This is a genomic window from Paraburkholderia sp. BGA-UO-ETr-F21, from assembly GCF_059567925.1.
This window is the reverse complement of record NZ_JCAQOY010000040.1, coordinates 898,569-917,836: the sequence shown is the minus strand read 5'-3', so window position 1 is coordinate 917,836 and position 19,268 is coordinate 898,569. Positions and strand designations below refer to the sequence as shown.

The window sequence follows — 19,268 nt, the reverse complement described above, 5'->3', positions numbered from 1 at the left end:
CAACATGGATTTGGGGCGGGTAGCGAATGCGCGTGTGAGCGCCGCGCCAAACGACTAGAATGAAGCGCGACGCGGCACAGATGCCGCCGAAGGCGAACATGAGAGACGACGACGTGGCGGCCGACATCACGGAAAATGAAGAAACGCGCGCGCCTTTGCGGCGGCGCAAGGCACACATTCGCGAATCGAATGAAGCGCATCTTCTGGCGTGCGCGGAGGCGGTTTTTGCGGAGCGCGGACTCGACGGCACGAGCACTGCGATGATCGCTGAACGTGCAGGCTTACCGAAAGCCAACTTGCACTACTACTTCCCGACCAAGCTCGCGCTTTACCGGCGCGTGCTGGAAGATCTGTTCGAAGACTGGTATCGCGCGGCCGACACGTTCGAATGCAGCGACGACCCGGTCGAGGCGATTGGCGGCTATGTTCGCGCGAAAATGGAATTGTCGCGCCGCCGCCCGCTCGGTTCGAAGGTGTGGGCGAGCGAGATCATTCACGGCGCGGAACACATGGAGGACATTCTCACGGAGCGTGTGAAGCCGTGGCTCGACAGCCGTGTGAAGGTGATCGACAACTGGATCGCGCGCGGGTTGCTTGCGCCGGTGAATGCGCAGACGTTGATGTACATGATCTGGGCGACGACCCAGCACTACGCCGACTTCGATGCCCAGATTCGGGCGCTCAAAGGCAAACGTGCGTTGACGCAGAAAGCGTTCGAGGCGACGACGGAGGAAGTCGTGCAGTTGGTGATTCGGGCATGCGGGGCGGTGTCGCCGGAGACGTCGGACTTGTCCGAGGGGCGCGCATAAAGAAACTTCTATTTCCGTCGCTATAGCTATGTCGCTTTCCACCTTATAATTATGACTATAGACATGTGACTATAGGTACAATTATGGCGGGAAATCTGGTGTCGAAATCCGAGTTCAAGGCTAAAGCACTCGAATTTTTCAGGCAGGTGGAAACAACGGGAGAAAGCGTGATAGTGACGGACCATGGCAAACCCGCAGTTGAAGTTCGTCCCTACCGAGGGGTCGAACGCAGCCCCCTCGAGATACTGCGCGGCACGGTTTTGCATTACGACAACCCCACGGCACCTATTGGAGAGGACGATTGGGAGGCCGCGCAGTGATCGTTCTGGACACCCATACTCTGATCTGGTGGGCCACCGGCGATTCGACTTTAAGCAAGAAGGCAAGAACGGCTATCACGCACGAACTGGCTGACGGAGAAATCGCAGTCTCGGCGATCTCCGCATGGGAAATTGCCATGCTGGTAGAAAGGGAGAGGCTCGTGCTCTCCATGGATGTAAGCAGTTGGCTCGCCACGGTTTCCGCGATCGAAGCGGTACGCTTTGTGCCGGTCGATGTTGAAATTGCAACGAAGTCGGTCGATCTTCCCGGCGAGTTTCACAAAGATCCCGCCGACCGGATGATTGTCGCCACGGCGCGCAAGTTCGCGGCCCCCCTTATCACGAAGGACGAGAAGATCCGCGCCTACCCTCATGTCAAGACTATCTGGTGACCTATCGCAAGACCAGAAAGTCAGTGCCGCTTAGCGACCGGACAAAGTCCGGTCAGTAAGTCTCCAGATGCAACCGTCCCTCACGCTTGAGCTTCCCCCACAGCGCCTCCCAATCCAGCTGATGCTGCTCGCCGATCTCCTTGAGCGCCTGCAACACACCATCTTCCATGCCCTTCAATCCGCACACGTAGATATGCGTGTTGTCGTCTCTTAGCATTTGCGCCACATCGACCGCGCGCTCGCGCATGGCGTCCTGAACGTACCGCTTCGGCTGGCCCGGCGTGCGCGAAAACGCCAGATTGGTATCGATGAAATCCTTCGGCAGATTCGTGAGCGGGCCGAAGTACGGCAACTCTTCTTTGGTCCGCGCGCCGAAGAACAGCATCAGCTTGCCGGTCGCGCCCTTCAAGCGGCGCCGGCGGCGATACTCGGTCATCGCGCGCATCGGCGCTGAACCCGTACCCGTGCAGATCATCAGCAGATGCGAGTTCGGATGGTTCGGCATCAGGAAGGTGCCGCCGAACGGGCCGATCACGCTGACCACGTCACCCTTCTTCAGATCACACAGGTAGTTCGAACACACGCCGTCGGTCGAATCGCCGTGCTGCTGCGAAACGCGTTTGACCGTCAGCGAAATGTTGTTATAACCGGGCCGCTCGCCATCACGCGGGCTCGCAATCGAATACTGGCGCGCGTGATGTGTGCGGCCATCGGCGCTCGCGCCGGGCGGCAGAATGCCGATCGACTGGCCTTCCAGCACCGGAAACGGCATCGAGCCGAAATCGAGCACGATGTGATGAATGTCGCTGTCGGTCGAACCATCGGTGAGCCGGTAATTGCCGACCACCGTCGCGGTAGTCGGCGCTTTGTGCGTGTAGAGATTCACATACGGCTTCGCGGCCGACCACGGCGGCACGACCGAACCGCGCACGGTGTCCACTTCGATGCCGCTCGCGTCCGCAGGCGTATCGCCGTATGCGCCCGCGCCCGGCGATTCGTCCGCAGCGGGCACGGCCATTGTGTTCTGTTCCGGCAGGACGTCCCATGTGAACTGCTCGTCGATCGGATAGGCATCGGCCTTGAGCACCGTGCGCCAGTTGTCGATTGCGCCGGTCGGACACGGCGGCACGCATGCCATGCAGCCGTTGCAGATCTCCGCCTTGACCACGTAGTTGTTGTCGTCGTGCGTGATCGCATCGACCGGGCAAGTCTCTTCGCACGTATTGCAGCGAATGCAGATTTCCGGATCGATCAGATGCTGCCTGAGAACTTCGATCGATACTGGGCCGTTCATGACTTCCTCCACCAGGATGTGCGGCGCAAGCGTGCTACGCGCCGCTCGCGCGTTCAGTTAAAGCGCACGTATTCGAAATCGACCGGCTGACGGTTCACACCCATTGCAGGCGGCGCAATCCAGTTGGCGAACTTGCCGGCTTCCGTAACGCGCCCCATCAACGACGCGACGTAGGCGCGATCTTCCGGCGTGGCGAGCCATTTCGCCTCGTTGGCGGCCCATTCGGCTTCGCTGACCACGCGGCCATCGGGCGACACACGCGTGCCCGCGAACGTGCCGATCTGACGATTGAACGCTTTATGCGGCACTGTCATGCGGAAATCGATGCCGGCCTTTTCGAGCACCTTGTTCCAGCGCGCCACGCCCGCCACCGAATCCTTGATGTAGTCGTCGCGCAGCACTTCGTTCATGGCGTTGAGCATCGGCACTTCACGCTCGACCAGTTTGCCGTCCTGCACGTCGAGCAGCTTGTAGCTCTGGCCGTTCAATTGATGATCGTCGTCGCGCTTGTTTTCTTCGTAGCGGCCTTTCAGGCCCGAGCTATAGAACGTGGCCGCGTTGGACGAATGATCGGCGCCGAACAGATCGATCGTGACCGAGTAGTGAAAGTTCAGATAGCGCTGAATGGTCGGCAGATCGATCACACCGGCCGCGCGAATCTTCGCGACGTCGTCCGTGCCCAGTTCGTTCATGACCTTGGCGGTGCGCTGGATTACCCGCGAGACACCCGATTCGCCCACAAACATGTGATGCGCTTCTTCGGTCAGCATGAACTTCGTGGTGCGCGCGAGCGGATCGAAGCCCGACTCGGCGAGGGCCGACAACTGGAATTTGCCGTCGCGATCGGTGAAGTACGTGAACATGAAAAACGCGAGCCAGTCCGGCGTTTTCTCATTGAACGCGCCGAGAATGCGCGGGTTGTCCTCGTCGCCCGAGCGGCGGCCGAGCAATGCTTCGGCTTCCTCACGTCCATCGCGGCCGAAGTAACGATGCAGCAGGTACACCATCGCCCACAAGTGGCGCCCTTCTTCCACGTTGACCTGGAAGAGGTTGCGCAAGTCGTACATGGAAGGCGCGGTCAAGCCGAGGTGGCGCTGCTGCTCGACCGACGCGGGTTCCGTATCGCCTTGCGTCACGATAATGCGCCGCAGATTCGCGCGATGTTCGCCCGGCACGTCCTGCCACGCTGCTTCGCCCTTGTGTTCGCCGAAGTGAATCTTGCGGTCCTGCTCGCCGGGCGTCAGGAAAATGCCCCAGCGGTAGTCGGGCATCTTCACATGATCGAAATGCGCCCAGCCACCCGCATCCACGCTCACTGCGGTGCGCAGATAGACGTCGTAGCCGTGCGAGCCTTCCGGACCCATGTCGCCCCACCACGCCAGAAAATTCGGCTGCCATTGTTCGAGCGCGCGCTGCAGCGCCCGGTCGTCGGCGAGGTTGACGTTGTTCGGAATCTTTTCGCTGTAGTTGATCGTTGACATGGTCGGTTCCTGGTTCGGAAACTTCAGTGACGATGAGAGGCGCGTATGGGAAAGTCGCCGGCTTCGATCGCGCTCGCCGCGCTGATGGCGTTCGACCGCGCATCAAGCACCTGACAAGGGCGCATCAACGCGTATCAACGCGCATCAAGCTGAATCAAGCGTGCATCAAACACGCGAGACGTCGAATTGCGCTTTGCTGCCCTTGCCGTACACCTTGAGCGCGCCCTTCTCGCCCACCGCGTTCGGCCGGTTGAAAATCCAGTTCTGCCACGCGGTGAGACGGCCGAAGATGCGCGTCTCCATCGTTTCCGGCCCGTTAAAGCGCAGATTCGCTTCGAGCCCGGTCAATGCATCCGGTGACATGGCCGCGCGTTCTTCGAGCGCGATGCGGATTTCGTCGGCCCAATCGATGTCGTCGGGCGACGCCGTCACGAGACCGAGCCGTTCGGCTTCGACCGGTTTGATCGGCTGACCGATCAGGGAGCGCACGGCGTCGAGCGGCGCGGCTTCTTCATAGAAACGCCGTGCAAGACGCGATTGGTGCGTGACCATCGGATAGAGACCGAAGTTGACTTCCGAAAGCGTGATGGCCGGCTCTTCGTCCTCATTGGCCGGCAACGCCGCCATATAAGTGCGGTCGGCGGCGAAGGCGAGTTCCGCGAAAGTGCCGGCAAAGCACGAACCCGGCTCGATCAGCGTGAACAGCGAACGCGACGAGACGTCGATGCGAGCCAACGTGCGGCGCAACAGGCCGATCGTCTCGCGAACGAACCAGTGGTCCTTGTGCTGCATGAGTGAAGCGTCCGCGGCGAGCAGATTGCGCGCGTCGCCTTCGGTCCTGAATACCCACGTGCCGACCGCAAGCTCGTTGGTGCGCATGGACAGGATCGCGTCGTCGAGTTCACGGGCGAATTGCAGCGGCCACCAGTTCGCGCCGGCTGCGACAATGGCGTCGATATCCGACGGCGGTTCGGTTTGCGGAGCCCTGGCCGTGAACGTTGCAATACGCTTCGCGCGATCGATCGTCACGTCGAGCGTTTTATACGTGAGGCCGTCTTCGCGATCCGTGCGCTCTATACGTGTGAGCATCACGCCTTGTGCGTCCGCGGGACGATCGCTCTGCGCGGCAAGTTCGAGCGCACGCGCCTGGATCGCCTGATCGAACTGGTTCGGCTTCACGACTTCATCCACGAGTCGCCACGCTTTCGCGCGTTCGCCGCGCACGCCTTCGACCACCGTGCAGAAAATGTCGGCGCGATCGTGGCGCACCTTACGCTTGTCCGTCACCCGCGTGAGGCCGCCGGTGCCCGGCAGGACGCCGAGCAGCGGCACTTCCGGCAACGACACTGAAGACGAGCGGTCATCCACCAGATAGATCTCGTCGCAGGCAAGCGCGAGTTCGTAGCCGCCACCTGCGCAGGCGCCGTTCACCGCTGCGAGAAACTTGAGACCGGAATAGCGCGAGGAATCTTCCAGACCATTGCGCGTTTCGTTGGTGAACTTGCAGAAGTTCACCTTCCACGCATGAGTGGAAAGACCCAGCATGAAGATGTTGGCGCCCGAGCAGAACACGCGATCCTTCAGACTCGTCAGCACCACGGTTTTCACTTCCGGATGCTCGAAGCGGATGCGCTGTATTGCGTCGTGCAGTTCGATGTCGACGCCGAGGTCATATGAATTCAGCTTGAGCTTGTAGCCGTCACGGATACCGCCGTCCTCGGCGATGTCGATGCCGAGCGTCGCGACCGGACCATTGAAGCTCAGCTTCCAATGCTTGTACTGCGAGGGATCGGTGCGGTAGTCGACCGGCGCAACGGCGGTTTCTGCTGTGGACATGGGGCGTCTCCTGACTGGACGATGCAAATTTGTTTTTTGAACAATAGTGCACCGACAAACCCATGTAAAGCACTTTAGTGCATGTTTGCTAGTAAACCCTGACGCCGGAGCGCAGATCAACCCACCCGCACGTCATCCGGCGATTCGGCGGCAAGCCTTGCAGCGAGGCGGTCGCGCAGTTGCAGATAGGCGTCGGCCAGGGTTTTTTCGCTGGTGTCGAAGGTCATATCGGCGCGACCATACAGTTCGCTGCGCCCCGCCAGGATGCGCTTGAGGTCGTCCATCGCCTCCTTGTTACCCGACATCGGCCGCAGGTCGCCTTGCGCGACGACCCGGCGCATATGTTCCTCCGGCGCGGCCTGCAGCCACACCGTGTAGCAGTGCGACAGCAAGGTATTGAAGGTGCCCGATTCCGACACCAGCCCGCCCGGCGACGCAATCACCGCATGCTCGTGCTCCTGAATCACGGCCTCGAGCGCACGGTGCTCATAGCGCCGGTAAGCGGCCGCTCCGTACAGCGAATGAATCTCCGAAGGCGGGCAGCCGGCCAGTTGCTCGATCACCCGCGTGAGTTCGACGAACGGCACCTTGCGCTCCTGCGCCAGCATCCTTCCGAGCGTCGATTTGCCCGCGCCACGCAGGCCGATCAGCGCAATCCGGTCCTTGCGATGCGGGTCGCGCGGCGCCTGCGCGAACATCTCGGCCAGCGTCACGCGGGCGCGCTGCAGGGCCGCCTGATCGCGCCCGTGAAGCAATTCGCGGATCAGCAGCCACTCGGCGGAGGCGGTGGTTTCGTCGCCGATCACCTCGGCCAGCGAACAGTTCAAGGTGGTCGCGATCTGCCGCAGCACGAGCACCGACGCATTGCCCACACCTGATTCCAGATTCGCCAGGTGCCGCTCCGACAGGCCCGTTTCCGTTGCCAGCGTCTTGCGTGTCATGCCACGGCGCGCACGCAGGAGGCGCACGCGCTCGCCCATTGCCGTGAGAAAGGGATCGCGCTCTTCGCGCTCGACGCCGCGCTCCGCCGGCGCGCCCGCGCGGCCCGCATCCTCGTCTGGGGAGTCGTCCAATGGCGCAGGAGAGTAATTTTGGTTCATGTTTTGCTACCCCTTAACTTCGGTACATGTACTATAGTGCTTGACACGCAGGTGGTGAACGGTTAATTTTCGCCAAATATTGATTCAATAACAAACGCTGCCGAGAATTTCCGGCGGCGTCATGGAGAGTGCGCGACGACTCGCATGCATTAACGTGCGTGTGGCGGTCGAACGCGCCGACCTGGAGGCTCGCATGTCCCCACATGAATTCCAGCGCCTGATTGCGGGCGTCACGGAGCAACTCGCCGGCCGGCCGCTCGACGGCAGCCTGGCGGCGTGGCTGAACGACACCTATCCCGCTGAAGGCGGCACGTTCCGCGAGCTTGCCGAAGCCTGCCGCAGCGGCGTCGCCGAAGGCTGGCTGTGCAACCGCGAAGGCGGCGGCATTCGCTACGGCCGCATCTTCAAGGCGCTGCCCGAGACGCACGGCTTTTCCGTCGACGTGGTCGATATGAACGATATCGCCGGCCCGCACCATGTTCACCCCAATGGCGAGATCGATCTGATCATGCCGCTGACCGCAGGCGCCACGTTCGACGGCCACCCGGCCGGCTGGTGCGTGTACGGCCCCGGCTCCGCGCATCGACCGACGGTGGCGAACGGCGAGGCGCTGGTGCTGTATCTGTTGCCGCAAGGCGCAATCGAATTCACTCCCGCTTGAGCGCCGCCATGACCGAACTATTGAAGAACCACGTGGGCGGCCAGTGGATCGCGGGCAGCGGCACAGGCGTCACGCTCACCGATCCGGTGACGGGCGAAGCGCTCGTGCGCGTCTCGAGCGAGGGCCTCGATCTCGCCCACGCCTTCCGCTTTGCCCGCGATGAAGGCGGCGCGGCGTTGCGAGCGCTGACCTATGCGCAGCGCGCCGCCCGCCTCGCCGATATCGTCAAGCTGCTGCAAGCGAAACGCGACGACTATTACGCGATCGCCACCGCGAATTCGGGCACCACGCGCAACGACTCCGCGGTCGATATCGACGGCGGTATTTTCACGCTGTCGTATTACGCGAAACTCGGCGCAACGCTTGGCGAGGTGCATGCACTACGGGACGGCAACACCGACTCGCTGAGCAAGGATCGATCGTTCAACGTGCAGCACGTGCTGACGCCGACACGCGGCGTCGCGCTGTTTATCAACGCCTTCAATTTTCCGTCGTGGGGCTTGTGGGAAAAAGCCGCGCCGGCCCTGCTCTCGGGCGTGCCCGTCATCGTCAAGCCCGCCACGGCCACCGCCTGGCTCACCCAACGCATGGTCGCCGACGTGGTCGACGCGGGCATTCTGCCGCCCGGCGCGCTCTCCGTGATCTGCGGCGGCTCGGCGGGCCTGCTCGATCAGATTCAGCCTTTCGACGTGGTGTCGTTCACGGGCTCTGCGGACACGGCCGCCACGTTGCGCGCACATCCGGCATTCGTACAGGGCGGTGCACGCCTGAACGTCGAAGCCGACAGTCTGAACAGCGCGATTCTGTGCGCCGACGCCACGCCCGAGACGCCCGCCTTCGATCTGTTCATCAAGGAAGTCGTGCGGGAAATGACGGTGAAATCCGGGCAAAAATGCACGGCCATCCGCCGCGCTTTCGTGCCGGAGGCTGTACTTGAAGCTGTGCTCGAGGCACTAAAGGCGAAGCTCGCGAAGATCACCGTCGGCAATCCGCGCAACGACGCCGTGCGTATGGGTTCGCTCGTGAGCCGCGAGCAATACGAGAACGTACTGGCCGGTATCGCGGCGCTTCGGGAAGAAGCGGTGCTCGCTTTCGACGGCTCAGCAGTGCCGCTCATCGATGCGGACGCAACCATCGCGGCTTGCGTCGCGCCGCATCTGTTCGTCGTCAACGATCCTGATAACGCGACGCTCCTGCACGACCTCGAAGTATTCGGACCGGTCGCGAGCGTGGCGCCTTATCGCGTTTCCGCCGCTGGACATGCGCTACCCGAAGCGCACGCAGTCACCCTCGCGCGACGCGGTCTCGGATCCCTCGTCGCATCGATCTATTCGAACGACGAAGCGCATCTCGGCCGCCTCACGCTGGAACTCGCGGATTCGCACGGTCGTGTGCATGCCATTTCGCCCTCCGTGCAGCAGAGTCAAACCGGTCACGGCAACTTGATGCCGATGTCGCTGCACGGCGGACCGGGCCGCGCGGGCGGCGGCGAAGAACTCGGTGGCTTGCGCGCACTCGCTTTCTATCACCGGCGCTCGGCCATCCAGGCCGCGAGCGCGGCAATCGAGGCGCTCACACAGACGACGCATTTACCCTCGGCCTGACGGCGCACGACCGCAGCAAAAACGTAGCAATCAGGACCGGGCACGCGAATCAGCCCGCAAGCATCGAGCGGATCATGAGCACAGAACAGCCGGACCGCGCCCACCCGATGGAGGAGACACATGGAAGCCCTGCTGGAAAAGGCGGCTAACCAGCCCGCCGCGACGGTCGAAGCGCCGCCCGCGCTGTTCAATTTCGCGGCCTACCTGTTTCAATTGAACGAAACGCGCGCCGGCAAGACCGCCTATATCGACGACACCGGCAGCACGACCTACGGTGAACTCGAAGACCGCGCGCGGCGCTTCGCCAGCGCGCTGCGTACGCTCGGCGTGCATCCTGAAGAGCGAATACTGCTGGTGATGCACGACACCATCGCGCTACCGGTTGCCTTTCTCGGCGCGCTCTACGCGGGCGTCGTGCCGGTCGTGGCGAACACGCTGCTCACGCCCGCCGACTACGTGTACATGCTGACGCATAGCCACGCGCGCGCCGTGATCGCCTCGGGTGCGCTCGTGCAGAACGTGACGCAGGCGCTGGAGTCCGCCGAACATGACGGCTGTCAGCTGATCGTCTCGCAACCGCGTGAAGGCGAGCCGCTCCTCGCGCCTCTGCTTGACGACCTGATTGACGCCGCCACGCCTGCCGCCAAAGCCGCCGCGACCGGTTGCGACGACATCGCCTTCTGGCTGTACTCGTCGGGCTCGACCGGCAAGCCGAAGGGCACCGTTCACACGCACGCCAACCTTTACTGGACTGCCGAGCTGTATGCCAAGCCAATTCTCGGCATTGCCGAAAGCGACGTGGTGTTTTCCGCGGCCAAACTGTTCTTTGCATACGGTCTCGGCAATGGACTGACATTCCCGCTCTCGGTCGGCGCGACCGCGATCCTGATGGCCGAGCGCCCCACCGCCGACGCGATCTTCGCGCGCCTCGTCAAACATCGCCCGACGGTGTTTTACGGCGTGCCCACGCTCTACGCGAACATGCTGGTGTCGCCGAACCTGCCCGCGCGCGCCGATGTCGCGATACGCATTTGCACGTCGGCGGGCGAAGCGTTGCCGCGCGAAATCGGCGAGCGCTTTACCGCGCACTTCGGCTGCGAAATTCTCGACGGCATCGGCTCGACCGAAATGCTGCACATCTTTTTGTCCAATCGCGCGGGCGCAGTCGAATACGGCACCACGGGCCGACCGGTGCCCGGATACGAAGTCGAATTGCGCGACGATGCGGGCCACGCCGTGCCCGACGGCGAAGTCGGCGATCTGTTCATCAAAGGGCCGAGCGCGGCGGTGATGTACTGGAACAACCGCGAGAAATCGCGCGCCACCTTTCTCGGCGAATGGATTCGCAGCGGCGACAAGTACTGCCGGCTGCCGAATGGCTGCTATGTCTATGCGGGCCGCAGCGACGACATGCTGAAAGTCAGCGGCCAGTATGTCTCGCCCGTCGAAGTGGAAATGGTGCTGGTGCAGCACGACGCGGTGCTCGAAGCCGCGGTGGTCGGCGTCGATCACGGCGGCCTCGTCAAGACGCGCGCGTTCGTCGTACTGAAGCGTGAATTCACGCCATCTGAGATACTCGCGGACGAGTTGAAAGCTTTCGTGAAGGACCGGCTCGCGCCGCACAAATATCCGCGCGATATCGTGTTCGCCGACGATCTGCCGAAAACCGCCACCGGAAAAATTCAACGTTTCAAACTGCGCGAGCAGTCATAAGGTGATTTATGCAGAACCCCGCCAGCGCCAACGTTACCGCCGCAACGACCGTTAGCGAGTTCGCTGAACTGCCCGCTACCGCGTCGCATGGACCGCTGCGCATCGAGTATCGCTGGGTGAATGCGCGCGCGACCGACGCGCCGATCGCCGTCTTCCTGCATGAAGGCCTCGGTTCGATCGCGATGTGGCGCGACTGGCCGCAAACACTGTGCGAACGGCTCGGCATGCGAGGGCTCGTCTATTCGCGGCCCGGCTACGGGCTTTCCACACCGCGTGCGCATGAGGTGAAGTGGCCCACCGATTTCATGACGGCGCAGGCGCGCGACATTCTGCCCGCATTGCTCGACGCACTCGGTATCGATTCACGCGAACGCCGCCGCATGTGGCTGATCGGTCATAGCGACGGCGGCTCGATCACCCTGCTGTACGCCGCGCTCCATGCCGAGGAATTGGCCGGCGCGGTGGCGATTGCGCCGCATGTGTTCGTCGAGGATATTTCGGTGGAAAGCATCGCGCAGACCAAACAGCTCTACGAAACCACCGACCTGCGCAGCAAACTCAGCCGCTATCACGCGGACGTCGATTCGGCGTTTTATGGCTGGAACGACATCTGGCTGAATCCGGCATTCCGAACGTGGACGATTGCCGGGGAACTGGCGTCCATCCGCAAGCCGCTGCTCGCGGTGCAAGGCCATGACGACAACTACGGCACGATGGCCCAGATCGATACGATCGCCGCACACGTTCCACATGCGCAACTGGTCAAGCTCGAGGCTTGCGGGCATTCGCCGCATCGCGACGCGCCCGAGGCTTTGAACGAAGCCATTGCGGCATTCGTTGCTGGAAGCGCGTCTTCCTGATCATCGAGCGAGGCCAAACCTTTCGGCATGCTAACGCAGTGTGCGATTGGTCGGCGCCCAGCTCTCACCAAATACTCAAATTTCCACATCTTCACAAAAGTTACACAGGTCAGCGACTATTCTTGCGTATCGCTGACCTGGGCACGTCGATGCCCTCGCGCATCTTCCCCGTGCCGGAGACATTGCCATGTCCGTTGTGTCGAAGCCGTCTAAAGCCTTGCATTGCAAACGTTTGGCGGCCGCGCTGGCTGCCCTGTCGCTTTGTGCGCTGGTCGGTGCTTGTGGCAACGACGACGACAAAACAGCCGGCACGAGCGCGGTTAGTCCTACCGAGATTCCCGCCAGCGAGAGCACTGCCGCCGCGCTTCTCCCGGCGAATCCGTCCTCCGCTTCACCGGCGCCCGCCGCGCTGACGATTCAAACCCCAGCACTACCCGCATCAAGCGCCGACCCGGCACTGTCTGCTGCCGCGCCGGCGCCGCTCGCCACGCCCGTCATCCACACCGTGGACTGAGTTTCGCGCCTCACGCGACGCGCGGGTGGGGCTCGCGCGCCTCGTGGATCGTTCCTCCACCGAAGATCGAAAGCCAATACCATGACCTCAAAAAATCGCCGTGATTTTCTGCGCTCCGCCGCGCATGCTGCCGGTTCCGCCACCGCATTGAGCATGCTGCCTCTGGGCATTCGCAACGCGCTCGCCATTCCTGCCAACAACAAGACCGGCACGATTCGCGACGTCGAGCACATTGTCGTGCTGATGCAGGAAAACCGCTCGTTCGACCACTACTTCGGCACGCTCAAAGGCGTGCGCGGTTTTGGCGACACGCGCGCGACCAATTTGCCGAACGGCAAGCCCGTGTGGTATCAGCCGCTCGCGGCGGATCTCGGCTACGTGCTGCCGTTCCACCCCACCGCGCCCAATCTGGGCCTGCAATTCCTCCAGGATCTCGCGCACGACTGGACCAGCACGCACGCGGCGTGGAACGGCGGCCGCTACGATCAATGGGTACCCGCGAAAGGCGCCACGACGATGGCCTACCTCACGCGCGAGGACATTCCGTTTCACTATCAGCTCGCCGACGCCTTCACGATCTGCGACGCGTACCACTGCTCGCTGATGGGACCGACGGACCCGAACCGCTATTACATGTGGAGCGGCTGGGTGGGCAATGACGGCAGCGGCGGCGGACCGGTGATCGACAATTCCGAACTCGGCTACGGCTGGTCCACCTACCCCGAAGTCCTGCAGAATGCGGGCATTTCGTGGAAGATCTATCAGGACATCGGCACCGGTCTCGACGCCAACGGCTCGTGGGGCTGGACGCAGAACCCGTATATCGGCAACTACGGCGACAACTCGCTGCTCTACTTCAATCAGTACCGCAACGCGCAGCCCGGCAACCCGCTCTACGATAACGCGCGCACCGGCACGAATGCGGCAAAGGGCGACGGCTACTTCGATATTCTCAAGCGCGACGTGCAGAACAACGCGTTGCCGCAAGTGTCGTGGATCGTCGCGCCCGAAGCCTATTCCGAACACCCGAACTGGCCGTCGAACTATGGCGCGTGGTACATCGACCAGGTGTTGCAGATTCTCACGTCCAATCCCGAGGTGTGGAGCAAGACGGTGCTGCTCATCAACTACGACGAGAACGACGGTTTCTTCGATCACATGGTGCCGCCCTTCGCACCTTCGTCGAGCGCGAACGGCTTGTCGACCGTGGACACCAGCAACGAAATCTATCCGGGCGACGCGAAGACTCCCGCCGCACCGTACGGCCTCGGAACGCGCGTGCCGATGCTGGTGGTTTCACCGTGGTCGAAAGGCGGTTACGTGTGCTCGGAACTGTTCGACCATACGTCGGTGATCCGTTTTATTGAAAAGCGTTTCGGCCACGATCACAATCTCGGCGAATCGAACATCACGCCGTGGCGCCGCGCGGTGTGCGGCGATCTGATGTCCGCGTTCAACTTCAGCAATCCGAACGACGCCTTCCCGACGCTACCGAGCACGAGCGGCTACGTGCCGCCGGACCAGAACCGCCACCCGGATTACGTACCGCTGCCGCCTGCCCTGCAGGCACTGCCGAAGCAGGAAGCCGGCGTGCGCCCCGCTCGCGCGCTGCCTTACGAGCTGTTCGTGCGCGTGCACGGCGAAGGCGCGGCCAATCAACTCACCATGCGCTTCGTCAACACGGGCCGCACCGGCGCGGTGTTTCTGGTCTACACCGCCCACAGTCTCGATGCGCCGCGCACCTATACGGTGGAAGCCGGCAAGCGCTTGCAGGATCAGTTGCCGTGCAATGCCGACGGCAGCTACGACTTCACCGTGCACGGCCCGAACGGCTTTCTGCGCCGCTTCGCGGGCAGGCCGGTTGCGCGCAGCTGGTGGCATGGTTCCGATATCGCGCGGCCCGAAGTGGCGGAAGGCTACGACGTCTCGAACGGCAACCTGCAACTGCGGCTGGAGAACGTGGGCAGCGCACGTTGCCAGTTCACGATCGTCAACGCGTACGATCCGGGCAATGTCATCAAGCATTCAGTACGCGGCGGCGATACCGAGCAGCTCTACCTCGACCTTCGCAATGCGCATGGCTGGTACGACCTGGCGATAACGGTCGATACGGACCCGCTGTTCGCGCGGCGCTTTGCCGGACACGTGGAAACCGGCAAGAGCAGCATGAGCGATCCGGCGCTGGGCGCTTAAGCTTAAGCCTGAGCCGGAGCCGAACGTCTCGGTGAAATACAACGGCCGCTGCGATAGAAACCGCAGCGGCCGTTTTCCATGCTGCCTCCCGAGCGCATGGGCAACATCACGTCATGCGGCAACGGCAGCCGACAACGACGCGCGCTCGCGTGCCTTCTCGCGAATCGCATGCACGATGAACTCCGCATCGCGCGCGACGCCGGAGAAACGCCCGGAACCCCATGTATGCAGCCACGGCAGGCCGACGAAATACAGACCGTCGATCGGCGTTACGCCACGCGTGTGCGCCGGATACCCGCGACCGTTGAACACGGGGGCATCGAGCCAACTGAAGTCCGGCGTAAAACCGATGCACCAGATGATCGCCGCAATACCGCTGCCCTCCAGATCGAGCGTAGCGCGCTCTTGCGCGGGACGCCAGACCGGTTCGTACGCGCCACCCGCCGGCGCATCAATGCCGTGCTTCGCGATGAAGCCGTCAATGCTCGCGTTGATCCGGTTATACGTATCGTCGGCGGCATCGAGATTGGCGGCCAGCGTAGGCGAAAAGTGGAACTGCCCGTCGCGCAGATCGTCGAGCCGCCCATACAATTCCATGCCTTCAGCGGCGAACTTGCGCAGGTCGATATCGCGGCCACCATCGCGGCCCGTCACATAGTGATTGGTGTTGTCGCGCACCCCTTCACGTAACGGATGTTTTTCGACCGGCATATCGTAGTACTGCATGTCGGCGAGCCAATCGACCACGTCACGCCCCCGATAAAAGCGCGCGCAACGCGGCGCCTCGCCGACCGCGAGCACCACCTTGCGGCCCGCCAGATGCAGATCCTCCGCGATCTGCGCACCGGATTGCCCCGTGCCGACCACCATCACCGCGCCCTCAGGCAAAGCCTGCGGGTTGCGATACGCTGACGACTGCAGTTGCATGATCCCCGCAGGCAAGCGCTCCGCGAGGCGCGGCACGATCGGCGTGTGATAGCCGCCCGAGGCCACCACCACCTGGTCCGCGGTGAAGTCGCCGTGCGTCGTCGTGATGGCGTAGACGCCGTCGTCGCGCTGCTTGACGCGTTTGACTTCAGTGCGCTCCAGCACCGGCGCGTCGACATGCGCGATGAAGCCATCGAGGTAGGCAGTGATTTCGTCTTTCTTCATGAAGCCGTGCGGGTCATCGCCACGATACGGATAGCCGGGCAATGCGCATTGCCAGTTCGGCGTGACGAGGCAAAACGCGTCCCAACGCTGTTCGCGCCACGTATGCGTGAGCACATTCCTTTCCACGACCAGATGGTCGATGCCGGCCTGTTTCAGGTAGTAGCTGACCGACAGCCCCGCCTGGCCGCCGCCGATGACAAGCACGCCGTAGTGGCCCTCGGCGCGCGCGTGATGGGTTGGATTCGACATGATGCGTCCTCTGAAAGAATAAGCGCCTAGCTGAATTCGATGACCTTGACGGTCGCGTCCGGCCGATCGCGAAAGCGCGCCGCGTCGCGCTCGATCTGTGCAAGCTGGTCCATTGCCGCCGAGCAGGCAAAGCCGTATTTCTCGCGCACGCGCTCGGACGCGATGCCCAGCGCCTGCCGGGAACGTTCGACGAAATCCTCGAGCGCATAGGCCTCGCCCGGCGTAAAAAAATCGCCGATCACGAGCGAAGGCGAATAACAGTTCGCTTCGTCGCCATCGGGCCATTGAATGCGAAAGTGCATGACAGGCATCGTTTATCCTCGAATCAATGGGTAAGCAGAGCGCGCTTCGCGAGGAAACGGCGGTAGGCATCCACATGGCACCGTGCGCTCGCCGCCCAGCTAAAGCGCGCGAGCAACGCGGGCACGGCATTCTCGAAATCGATACCGTTTTCACCCAACGCACGCACAAGGGCCGCGGCGATCGATTCCACGTCGTCAGGATCGGCCCAGCAGCAGGTGGCGTCGTCTAGATACTCGGTGAATGGCGCAATCGAAGACACCACCACCGGTGTGCCGCTCGCCAGCGCTTCCAGCACGACAAGACCGAAACCTTCGCGCAGCGACACCATCGAAAGAACATCGGCGCTTCGAAACAGAGCGGGCATGACGGCGTCTTCGAGCGGGCCGGTCAGCACGACGCTTTCATGAGGTCCGATCGACAGGCCCAACTCACTCGCCCGTTGCAGCAAGCGTCGGCTGTAGGCGTCGTGGTCGAGAAGGCTCGCGCCGCCTGCAATGACGAGTTGCGCTTGCGGCAAACCGCTGCGCACCGAGGCAAACGCTTCGAGCAGGCCCAGCGTGTTCTTGCGCGCTTCGATACCGCCCACCGCAAGCACGATCGGGCCGCCTTGCAGTCCGAAACGCTGCCGCAGCTGCGCGTCGTGTTGATCGCGTCGCGAAGAAAAACGCGCCACGTCTACACCGTTCGGCACAGTGCTTGCGCTAATGCCGTATACCGACTGCATGTCTCGCGCCCATGTATCGCTCACACACAGCACGTGGTCGGCATCCTGAAACGCACGGCGCTGCCACGCCGTCAATTGCTGATCTTCGAACTGATCCAGGTGATGCACCGTGCGCATGAAGCCGTGAATAAGACCCTGCGCTTTCAACTCGGCCAGCGCGTTGCCGCTGATGCTGTCCTGCGCGTGCAGTACGTCGAACGCAGCTGCGTCGTGCTCGATCAACGCGCGCCGGAATGCATGGATTCGGGCCTCGACCATCGCAACCGTATCAACCTGAGCCAGAACGATCGGCGCATACACCACTCGGCAAGGCGGCAAACGAAACAGTCTCTCGCCGGGCGCGGCCGGCACGAACACCGTTACCTCGTGCCCAAGCGCCGTCAATGCGCTCGCCAGTTCGAGCGTGTGCACCACGCCACCGCGCGGATTGACCGAATGCGTGAGCAACGCGATACGCAGCGCGCTCATTTCGCCGCCCCCTTTCCGACGATGAACGGCTCACGCTGGAAGTCCCATAGCGTAGCGGCGTCATCCTGCCGATGCAGGACCACCCGGCTCGTTGCATCCACGGAACCGATCACTGAGCACGCAAGCGATCGGGCGCTGAACTTTGCTCGCACAGTCTCCACATGTTCGGGCCGCACGGACAGCAGATATCCAAAACTCGGAAACGCGGTCACCCAGCGTTCCAGCGGCACGCCCTCGGGCGTGGGGATGCGCGCGAGATCGATCCGCGCGCCGACCTCCGAACATTCGAGCAACATTAGCGCCGTGCCGAGCGTGCCCGCCATGCTGATATCCTTCGCGGCGTCGCACAGGCCGCTCTCCGCCAGTTGCGGCAGCAGTTCGAGATCGCCCCTTAGACGCTCGGGCGGCGCATCCACCGAAGCATTCCAGAACGGATACGGCTCTTCGAAGCGGCCGCGCAGATCGACAGCCATCATCAGGCTGTCACCGGGTTTCGCGTTGAAACTCGACAGCAACGCCTTCGCGCGGCCGACAATCGACACCGCCAGTTGCGCTGCATCGCTGCGCGTATTCGTGTGGCCGCCGACAATCGGCACGCCATACGCGAGCGAAGCCGCCGCCATGCCCGCCAACACCTGCTCCGCCGCGCCGATGCCCTGACTCCACAGCGCATCCACCACCGCCAATGGCCGCCCGCCCATCGCATAGATATCGCTTACGTTGACCATCACGCTGCTATAGCCGGCGAACCACGGCATGGCGCTCACGAAATCGCTGACCATGCCTTCGATAGCGAAGAGCAGATAGCCGTCCCCGTCGGCGAGCGCGGCGCAGTCGTCGCCGAGCGCCACAGCCTGCGCGAGATCGCGCGCGCCGCGCGGCAAGCGCTTCGCCAGCGAGTCGACGACACCCACGATATCGGTCTTGTGCCGGAATCCGCGGCTCTCGCGCAGACTCGCGACAAGGTCGGCGACAGTCATGCGGCGCTCCGCTCTGGCTCACGACCGCGCGAGGGCGGCGACGAATGCGCTCGCGTCTGCGTGACAAAGCCGCCATAAGGCTCCGCGCACGGCGGATAGCGGTCCAGTTGCGCCTGCATCAGATGATGCGGTCTGCCCAGCAACGTTTCCTCCGCCAGCACATCCCAGTACATCGCGCGAAACAGCGGCACATTCTGACTCTGCACATGCGCGAGAAACGTCTCGCAGCCGAGCGCGTGTGCGCTGCTCACCGCGAGACGAATCAGCGTTGCGCCGATCTTTCCGTGCCGGCGAAAGGCCGCATGCACGGCGAGCCGCGAGCCAAACCACACATTGTCGTGATCGCGATGAATACGCACGGTGCCGACCACCTGTTCCGGCATGCCGGCGAGACAACTGAGCGCCACCAGTTGCTGCGCGTGCTGGTCGATATCGTCGCGATCATCGCCGACAAAAATGCCCTGCTCGATGCAGAAGACCGCGCGCCGCAATCTGAACGCCTCTTCGGCTTCCCAATTCAACGTGGTCCACTTGATACGGAATTCGCTCGGCGCATACGGCGCGAAAACAATCTCGCCATCCAGCGCCTCGCCTGCAATCGCTTCGCCGAACATG

At 62.7% G+C, this 19,268-nt stretch carries 18 protein-coding genes; 9 read left to right on the top strand and 9 right to left on the bottom strand.

The window, feature by feature from the left end; all coding sequences use genetic code 11:
* Positions 1-59 precede the first annotated feature (59 nt).
* From AC57B1_RS36575 to AC57B1_RS36565, 3 genes are all read left to right on the top strand, one after another.
* Positions 60-809 (top strand): TetR/AcrR family transcriptional regulator, encoded by a 750-nt coding sequence (locus AC57B1_RS36575; RefSeq protein WP_496420129.1) that lies wholly within the window; start codon positions 60-62, stop codon positions 807-809.
* A gap of 83 nt (positions 810-892) precedes the next feature.
* Positions 893-1,129 carry a type II toxin-antitoxin system Phd/YefM family antitoxin gene (locus tag AC57B1_RS36570; protein ID WP_408347436.1) on the top strand — a complete coding sequence of 79 codons (237 nt, stop codon included), beginning with the start codon at positions 893-895 and terminating at the stop codon, positions 1,127-1,129.
* Complete coding sequence (locus AC57B1_RS36565; RefSeq protein ID WP_408347433.1) at positions 1,126-1,521, top strand: type II toxin-antitoxin system VapC family toxin; 396 nt, start codon at positions 1,126-1,128, stop codon at positions 1,519-1,521. Before AC57B1_RS36570 ends, AC57B1_RS36565 begins: the two co-directional genes overlap by 4 nt.
* 52 nt (positions 1,522-1,573) lie before the next feature.
* Here AC57B1_RS36565 and boxA read toward each other — a convergent pair whose 3' ends face one another.
* The 4 genes from boxA to AC57B1_RS36545 all read right to left on the bottom strand — a co-directional run bounded on the left by boxA (position 1,574) and on the right by AC57B1_RS36545 (position 7,232).
* Positions 1,574-2,815: a benzoyl-CoA 2,3-epoxidase subunit BoxA gene (gene boxA / locus AC57B1_RS36560; protein ID WP_408347430.1), complete on the bottom strand. Its 1,242-nt coding sequence runs from the start codon at positions 2,813-2,815 to the stop codon at positions 1,574-1,576.
* Positions 2,816-2,868: 53 nt separating this feature from the next.
* On the bottom strand, positions 2,869-4,296 hold the full coding sequence (gene boxB, locus AC57B1_RS36555) for a benzoyl-CoA 2,3-epoxidase subunit BoxB (protein WP_091792759.1): 1,428 nt from the start codon (positions 4,294-4,296) through the stop codon (positions 2,869-2,871).
* A 165-nt stretch (positions 4,297-4,461) separates the two neighbouring features.
* Positions 4,462-6,132 (bottom strand): 2,3-epoxybenzoyl-CoA dihydrolase, encoded by a 1,671-nt coding sequence (gene boxC, locus AC57B1_RS36550; protein WP_496420128.1) that lies wholly within the window; start codon positions 6,130-6,132, stop codon positions 4,462-4,464.
* A gap of 116 nt (positions 6,133-6,248) precedes the next feature.
* Positions 6,249-7,232: a helix-turn-helix transcriptional regulator gene (locus AC57B1_RS36545; protein WP_408347424.1), complete on the bottom strand. Its 984-nt coding sequence runs from the start codon at positions 7,230-7,232 to the stop codon at positions 6,249-6,251.
* 193 nt (positions 7,233-7,425) lie between these two features.
* On the opposite strand from AC57B1_RS36545, the gene AC57B1_RS36540 reads away from it, so the two are divergent.
* The 6 genes from AC57B1_RS36540 (at position 7,426) to AC57B1_RS36515 (ending at position 14,777) form a co-directional block, all read left to right on the top strand.
* On the top strand, positions 7,426-7,893 hold the full coding sequence (locus tag AC57B1_RS36540) for a DUF4863 family protein (protein WP_496420127.1): 468 nt from the start codon (positions 7,426-7,428) through the stop codon (positions 7,891-7,893).
* Between the two features lie 8 nt (positions 7,894-7,901).
* On the top strand, positions 7,902-9,497 hold the full coding sequence (locus AC57B1_RS36535; protein ID WP_496420126.1) for a 3,4-dehydroadipyl-CoA semialdehyde dehydrogenase: 1,596 nt from the start codon (positions 7,902-7,904) through the stop codon (positions 9,495-9,497).
* A 120-nt stretch (positions 9,498-9,617) separates the two neighbouring features.
* Positions 9,618-11,210 carry a benzoate-CoA ligase family protein gene (locus tag AC57B1_RS36530; protein ID WP_496420125.1) on the top strand — a complete coding sequence of 531 codons (1,593 nt, stop codon included), beginning with the start codon at positions 9,618-9,620 and terminating at the stop codon, positions 11,208-11,210.
* A gap of 8 nt (positions 11,211-11,218) precedes the next feature.
* A complete protein-coding gene (locus tag AC57B1_RS36525; RefSeq protein WP_496420124.1) occupies positions 11,219-12,070 on the top strand; it encodes an alpha/beta fold hydrolase in 852 nt (283 codons plus the stop codon).
* A gap of 187 nt (positions 12,071-12,257) precedes the next feature.
* Positions 12,258-12,584, top strand: a complete 327-nt coding sequence (locus tag AC57B1_RS36520; RefSeq protein ID WP_408184624.1) for a hypothetical protein — start codon at positions 12,258-12,260, stop codon at positions 12,582-12,584.
* A gap of 81 nt (positions 12,585-12,665) precedes the next feature.
* Positions 12,666-14,777 (top strand): phosphocholine-specific phospholipase C, encoded by a 2,112-nt coding sequence (locus AC57B1_RS36515; RefSeq protein ID WP_496420123.1) that lies wholly within the window; start codon positions 12,666-12,668, stop codon positions 14,775-14,777.
* A 111-nt stretch (positions 14,778-14,888) separates the two neighbouring features.
* Here AC57B1_RS36515 and AC57B1_RS36510 read toward each other — a convergent pair whose 3' ends face one another.
* From AC57B1_RS36510 to AC57B1_RS36490, 5 genes are read right to left on the bottom strand one after another with little or no spacing between them, the layout of a single operon-like run.
* Positions 14,889-16,178, bottom strand: a complete 1,290-nt coding sequence (locus AC57B1_RS36510) for an MSMEG_0569 family flavin-dependent oxidoreductase (protein ID WP_408347410.1) — start codon at positions 16,176-16,178, stop codon at positions 14,889-14,891.
* Between the two features lie 26 nt (positions 16,179-16,204).
* Positions 16,205-16,489 carry an MSMEG_0570 family nitrogen starvation response protein gene (locus tag AC57B1_RS36505; protein ID WP_091792750.1) on the bottom strand — a complete coding sequence of 95 codons (285 nt, stop codon included), beginning with the start codon at positions 16,487-16,489 and terminating at the stop codon, positions 16,205-16,207.
* 14 nt (positions 16,490-16,503) lie between these two features.
* The gene (locus AC57B1_RS36500; protein WP_496420122.1) at positions 16,504-17,673 is read right to left on the bottom strand and encodes an MSMEG_0565 family glycosyltransferase; all 1,170 of its coding nucleotides are present in this window, start codon (positions 17,671-17,673) and stop codon (positions 16,504-16,506) included.
* Entirely contained in the window at positions 17,670-18,653 is a 984-nt protein-coding gene (locus AC57B1_RS36495) for a sll0787 family AIR synthase-like protein (protein WP_496420121.1), read from the bottom strand. Before AC57B1_RS36495 ends, AC57B1_RS36500 begins: the two co-directional genes overlap by 4 nt.
* On the bottom strand, positions 18,650-19,267 hold the full coding sequence (locus tag AC57B1_RS36490) for an MSMEG_0567/Sll0786 family nitrogen starvation N-acetyltransferase (protein WP_496420120.1): 618 nt from the start codon (positions 19,265-19,267) through the stop codon (positions 18,650-18,652). Before AC57B1_RS36490 ends, AC57B1_RS36495 begins: the two co-directional genes overlap by 4 nt.
* Position 19,268: the final 1 nt, after the last annotated feature.

Coding starts and splice junctions, on each gene's coding strand:
- AC57B1_RS36575 (WP_496420129.1), top strand. CDS start 60: ATGAAGCGCGACGCGGCACAGATGCCGCCGAAGGCGAACATGAGAGAC.
- AC57B1_RS36570 (WP_408347436.1), top strand. CDS start 893: ATGGCGGGAAATCTGGTGTCGAAATCCGAGTTCAAGGCTAAAGCACTC.
- boxA (WP_408347430.1), bottom strand. CDS start 2,815: ATGAACGGCCCAGTATCGATCGAAGTTCTCAGGCAGCATCTGATCGAT.
- boxB (WP_091792759.1), bottom strand. CDS start 4,296: ATGTCAACGATCAACTACAGCGAAAAGATTCCGAACAACGTCAACCTC.
- boxC (WP_496420128.1), bottom strand. CDS start 6,132: ATGTCCACAGCAGAAACCGCCGTTGCGCCGGTCGACTACCGCACCGAT.
- AC57B1_RS36545 (WP_408347424.1), bottom strand. CDS start 7,232: ATGAACCAAAATTACTCTCCTGCGCCATTGGACGACTCCCCAGACGAG.
- AC57B1_RS36540 (WP_496420127.1), top strand. CDS start 7,426: ATGTCCCCACATGAATTCCAGCGCCTGATTGCGGGCGTCACGGAGCAA.
- AC57B1_RS36535 (WP_496420126.1), top strand. CDS start 7,902: ATGACCGAACTATTGAAGAACCACGTGGGCGGCCAGTGGATCGCGGGC.
- AC57B1_RS36530 (WP_496420125.1), top strand. CDS start 9,618: ATGGAAGCCCTGCTGGAAAAGGCGGCTAACCAGCCCGCCGCGACGGTC.
- AC57B1_RS36525 (WP_496420124.1), top strand. CDS start 11,219: ATGCAGAACCCCGCCAGCGCCAACGTTACCGCCGCAACGACCGTTAGC.
- AC57B1_RS36520 (WP_408184624.1), top strand. CDS start 12,258: ATGTCCGTTGTGTCGAAGCCGTCTAAAGCCTTGCATTGCAAACGTTTG.
- AC57B1_RS36515 (WP_496420123.1), top strand. CDS start 12,666: ATGACCTCAAAAAATCGCCGTGATTTTCTGCGCTCCGCCGCGCATGCT.
- AC57B1_RS36510 (WP_408347410.1), bottom strand. CDS start 16,178: ATGTCGAATCCAACCCATCACGCGCGCGCCGAGGGCCACTACGGCGTG.
- AC57B1_RS36505 (WP_091792750.1), bottom strand. CDS start 16,489: ATGCCTGTCATGCACTTTCGCATTCAATGGCCCGATGGCGACGAAGCG.
- AC57B1_RS36500 (WP_496420122.1), bottom strand. CDS start 17,673: ATGAGCGCGCTGCGTATCGCGTTGCTCACGCATTCGGTCAATCCGCGC.
- AC57B1_RS36495 (WP_496420121.1), bottom strand. CDS start 18,653: ATGACTGTCGCCGACCTTGTCGCGAGTCTGCGCGAGAGCCGCGGATTC.
- AC57B1_RS36490 (WP_496420120.1), bottom strand. CDS start 19,267: ATGTTCGGCGAAGCGATTGCAGGCGAGGCGCTGGATGGCGAGATTGTT.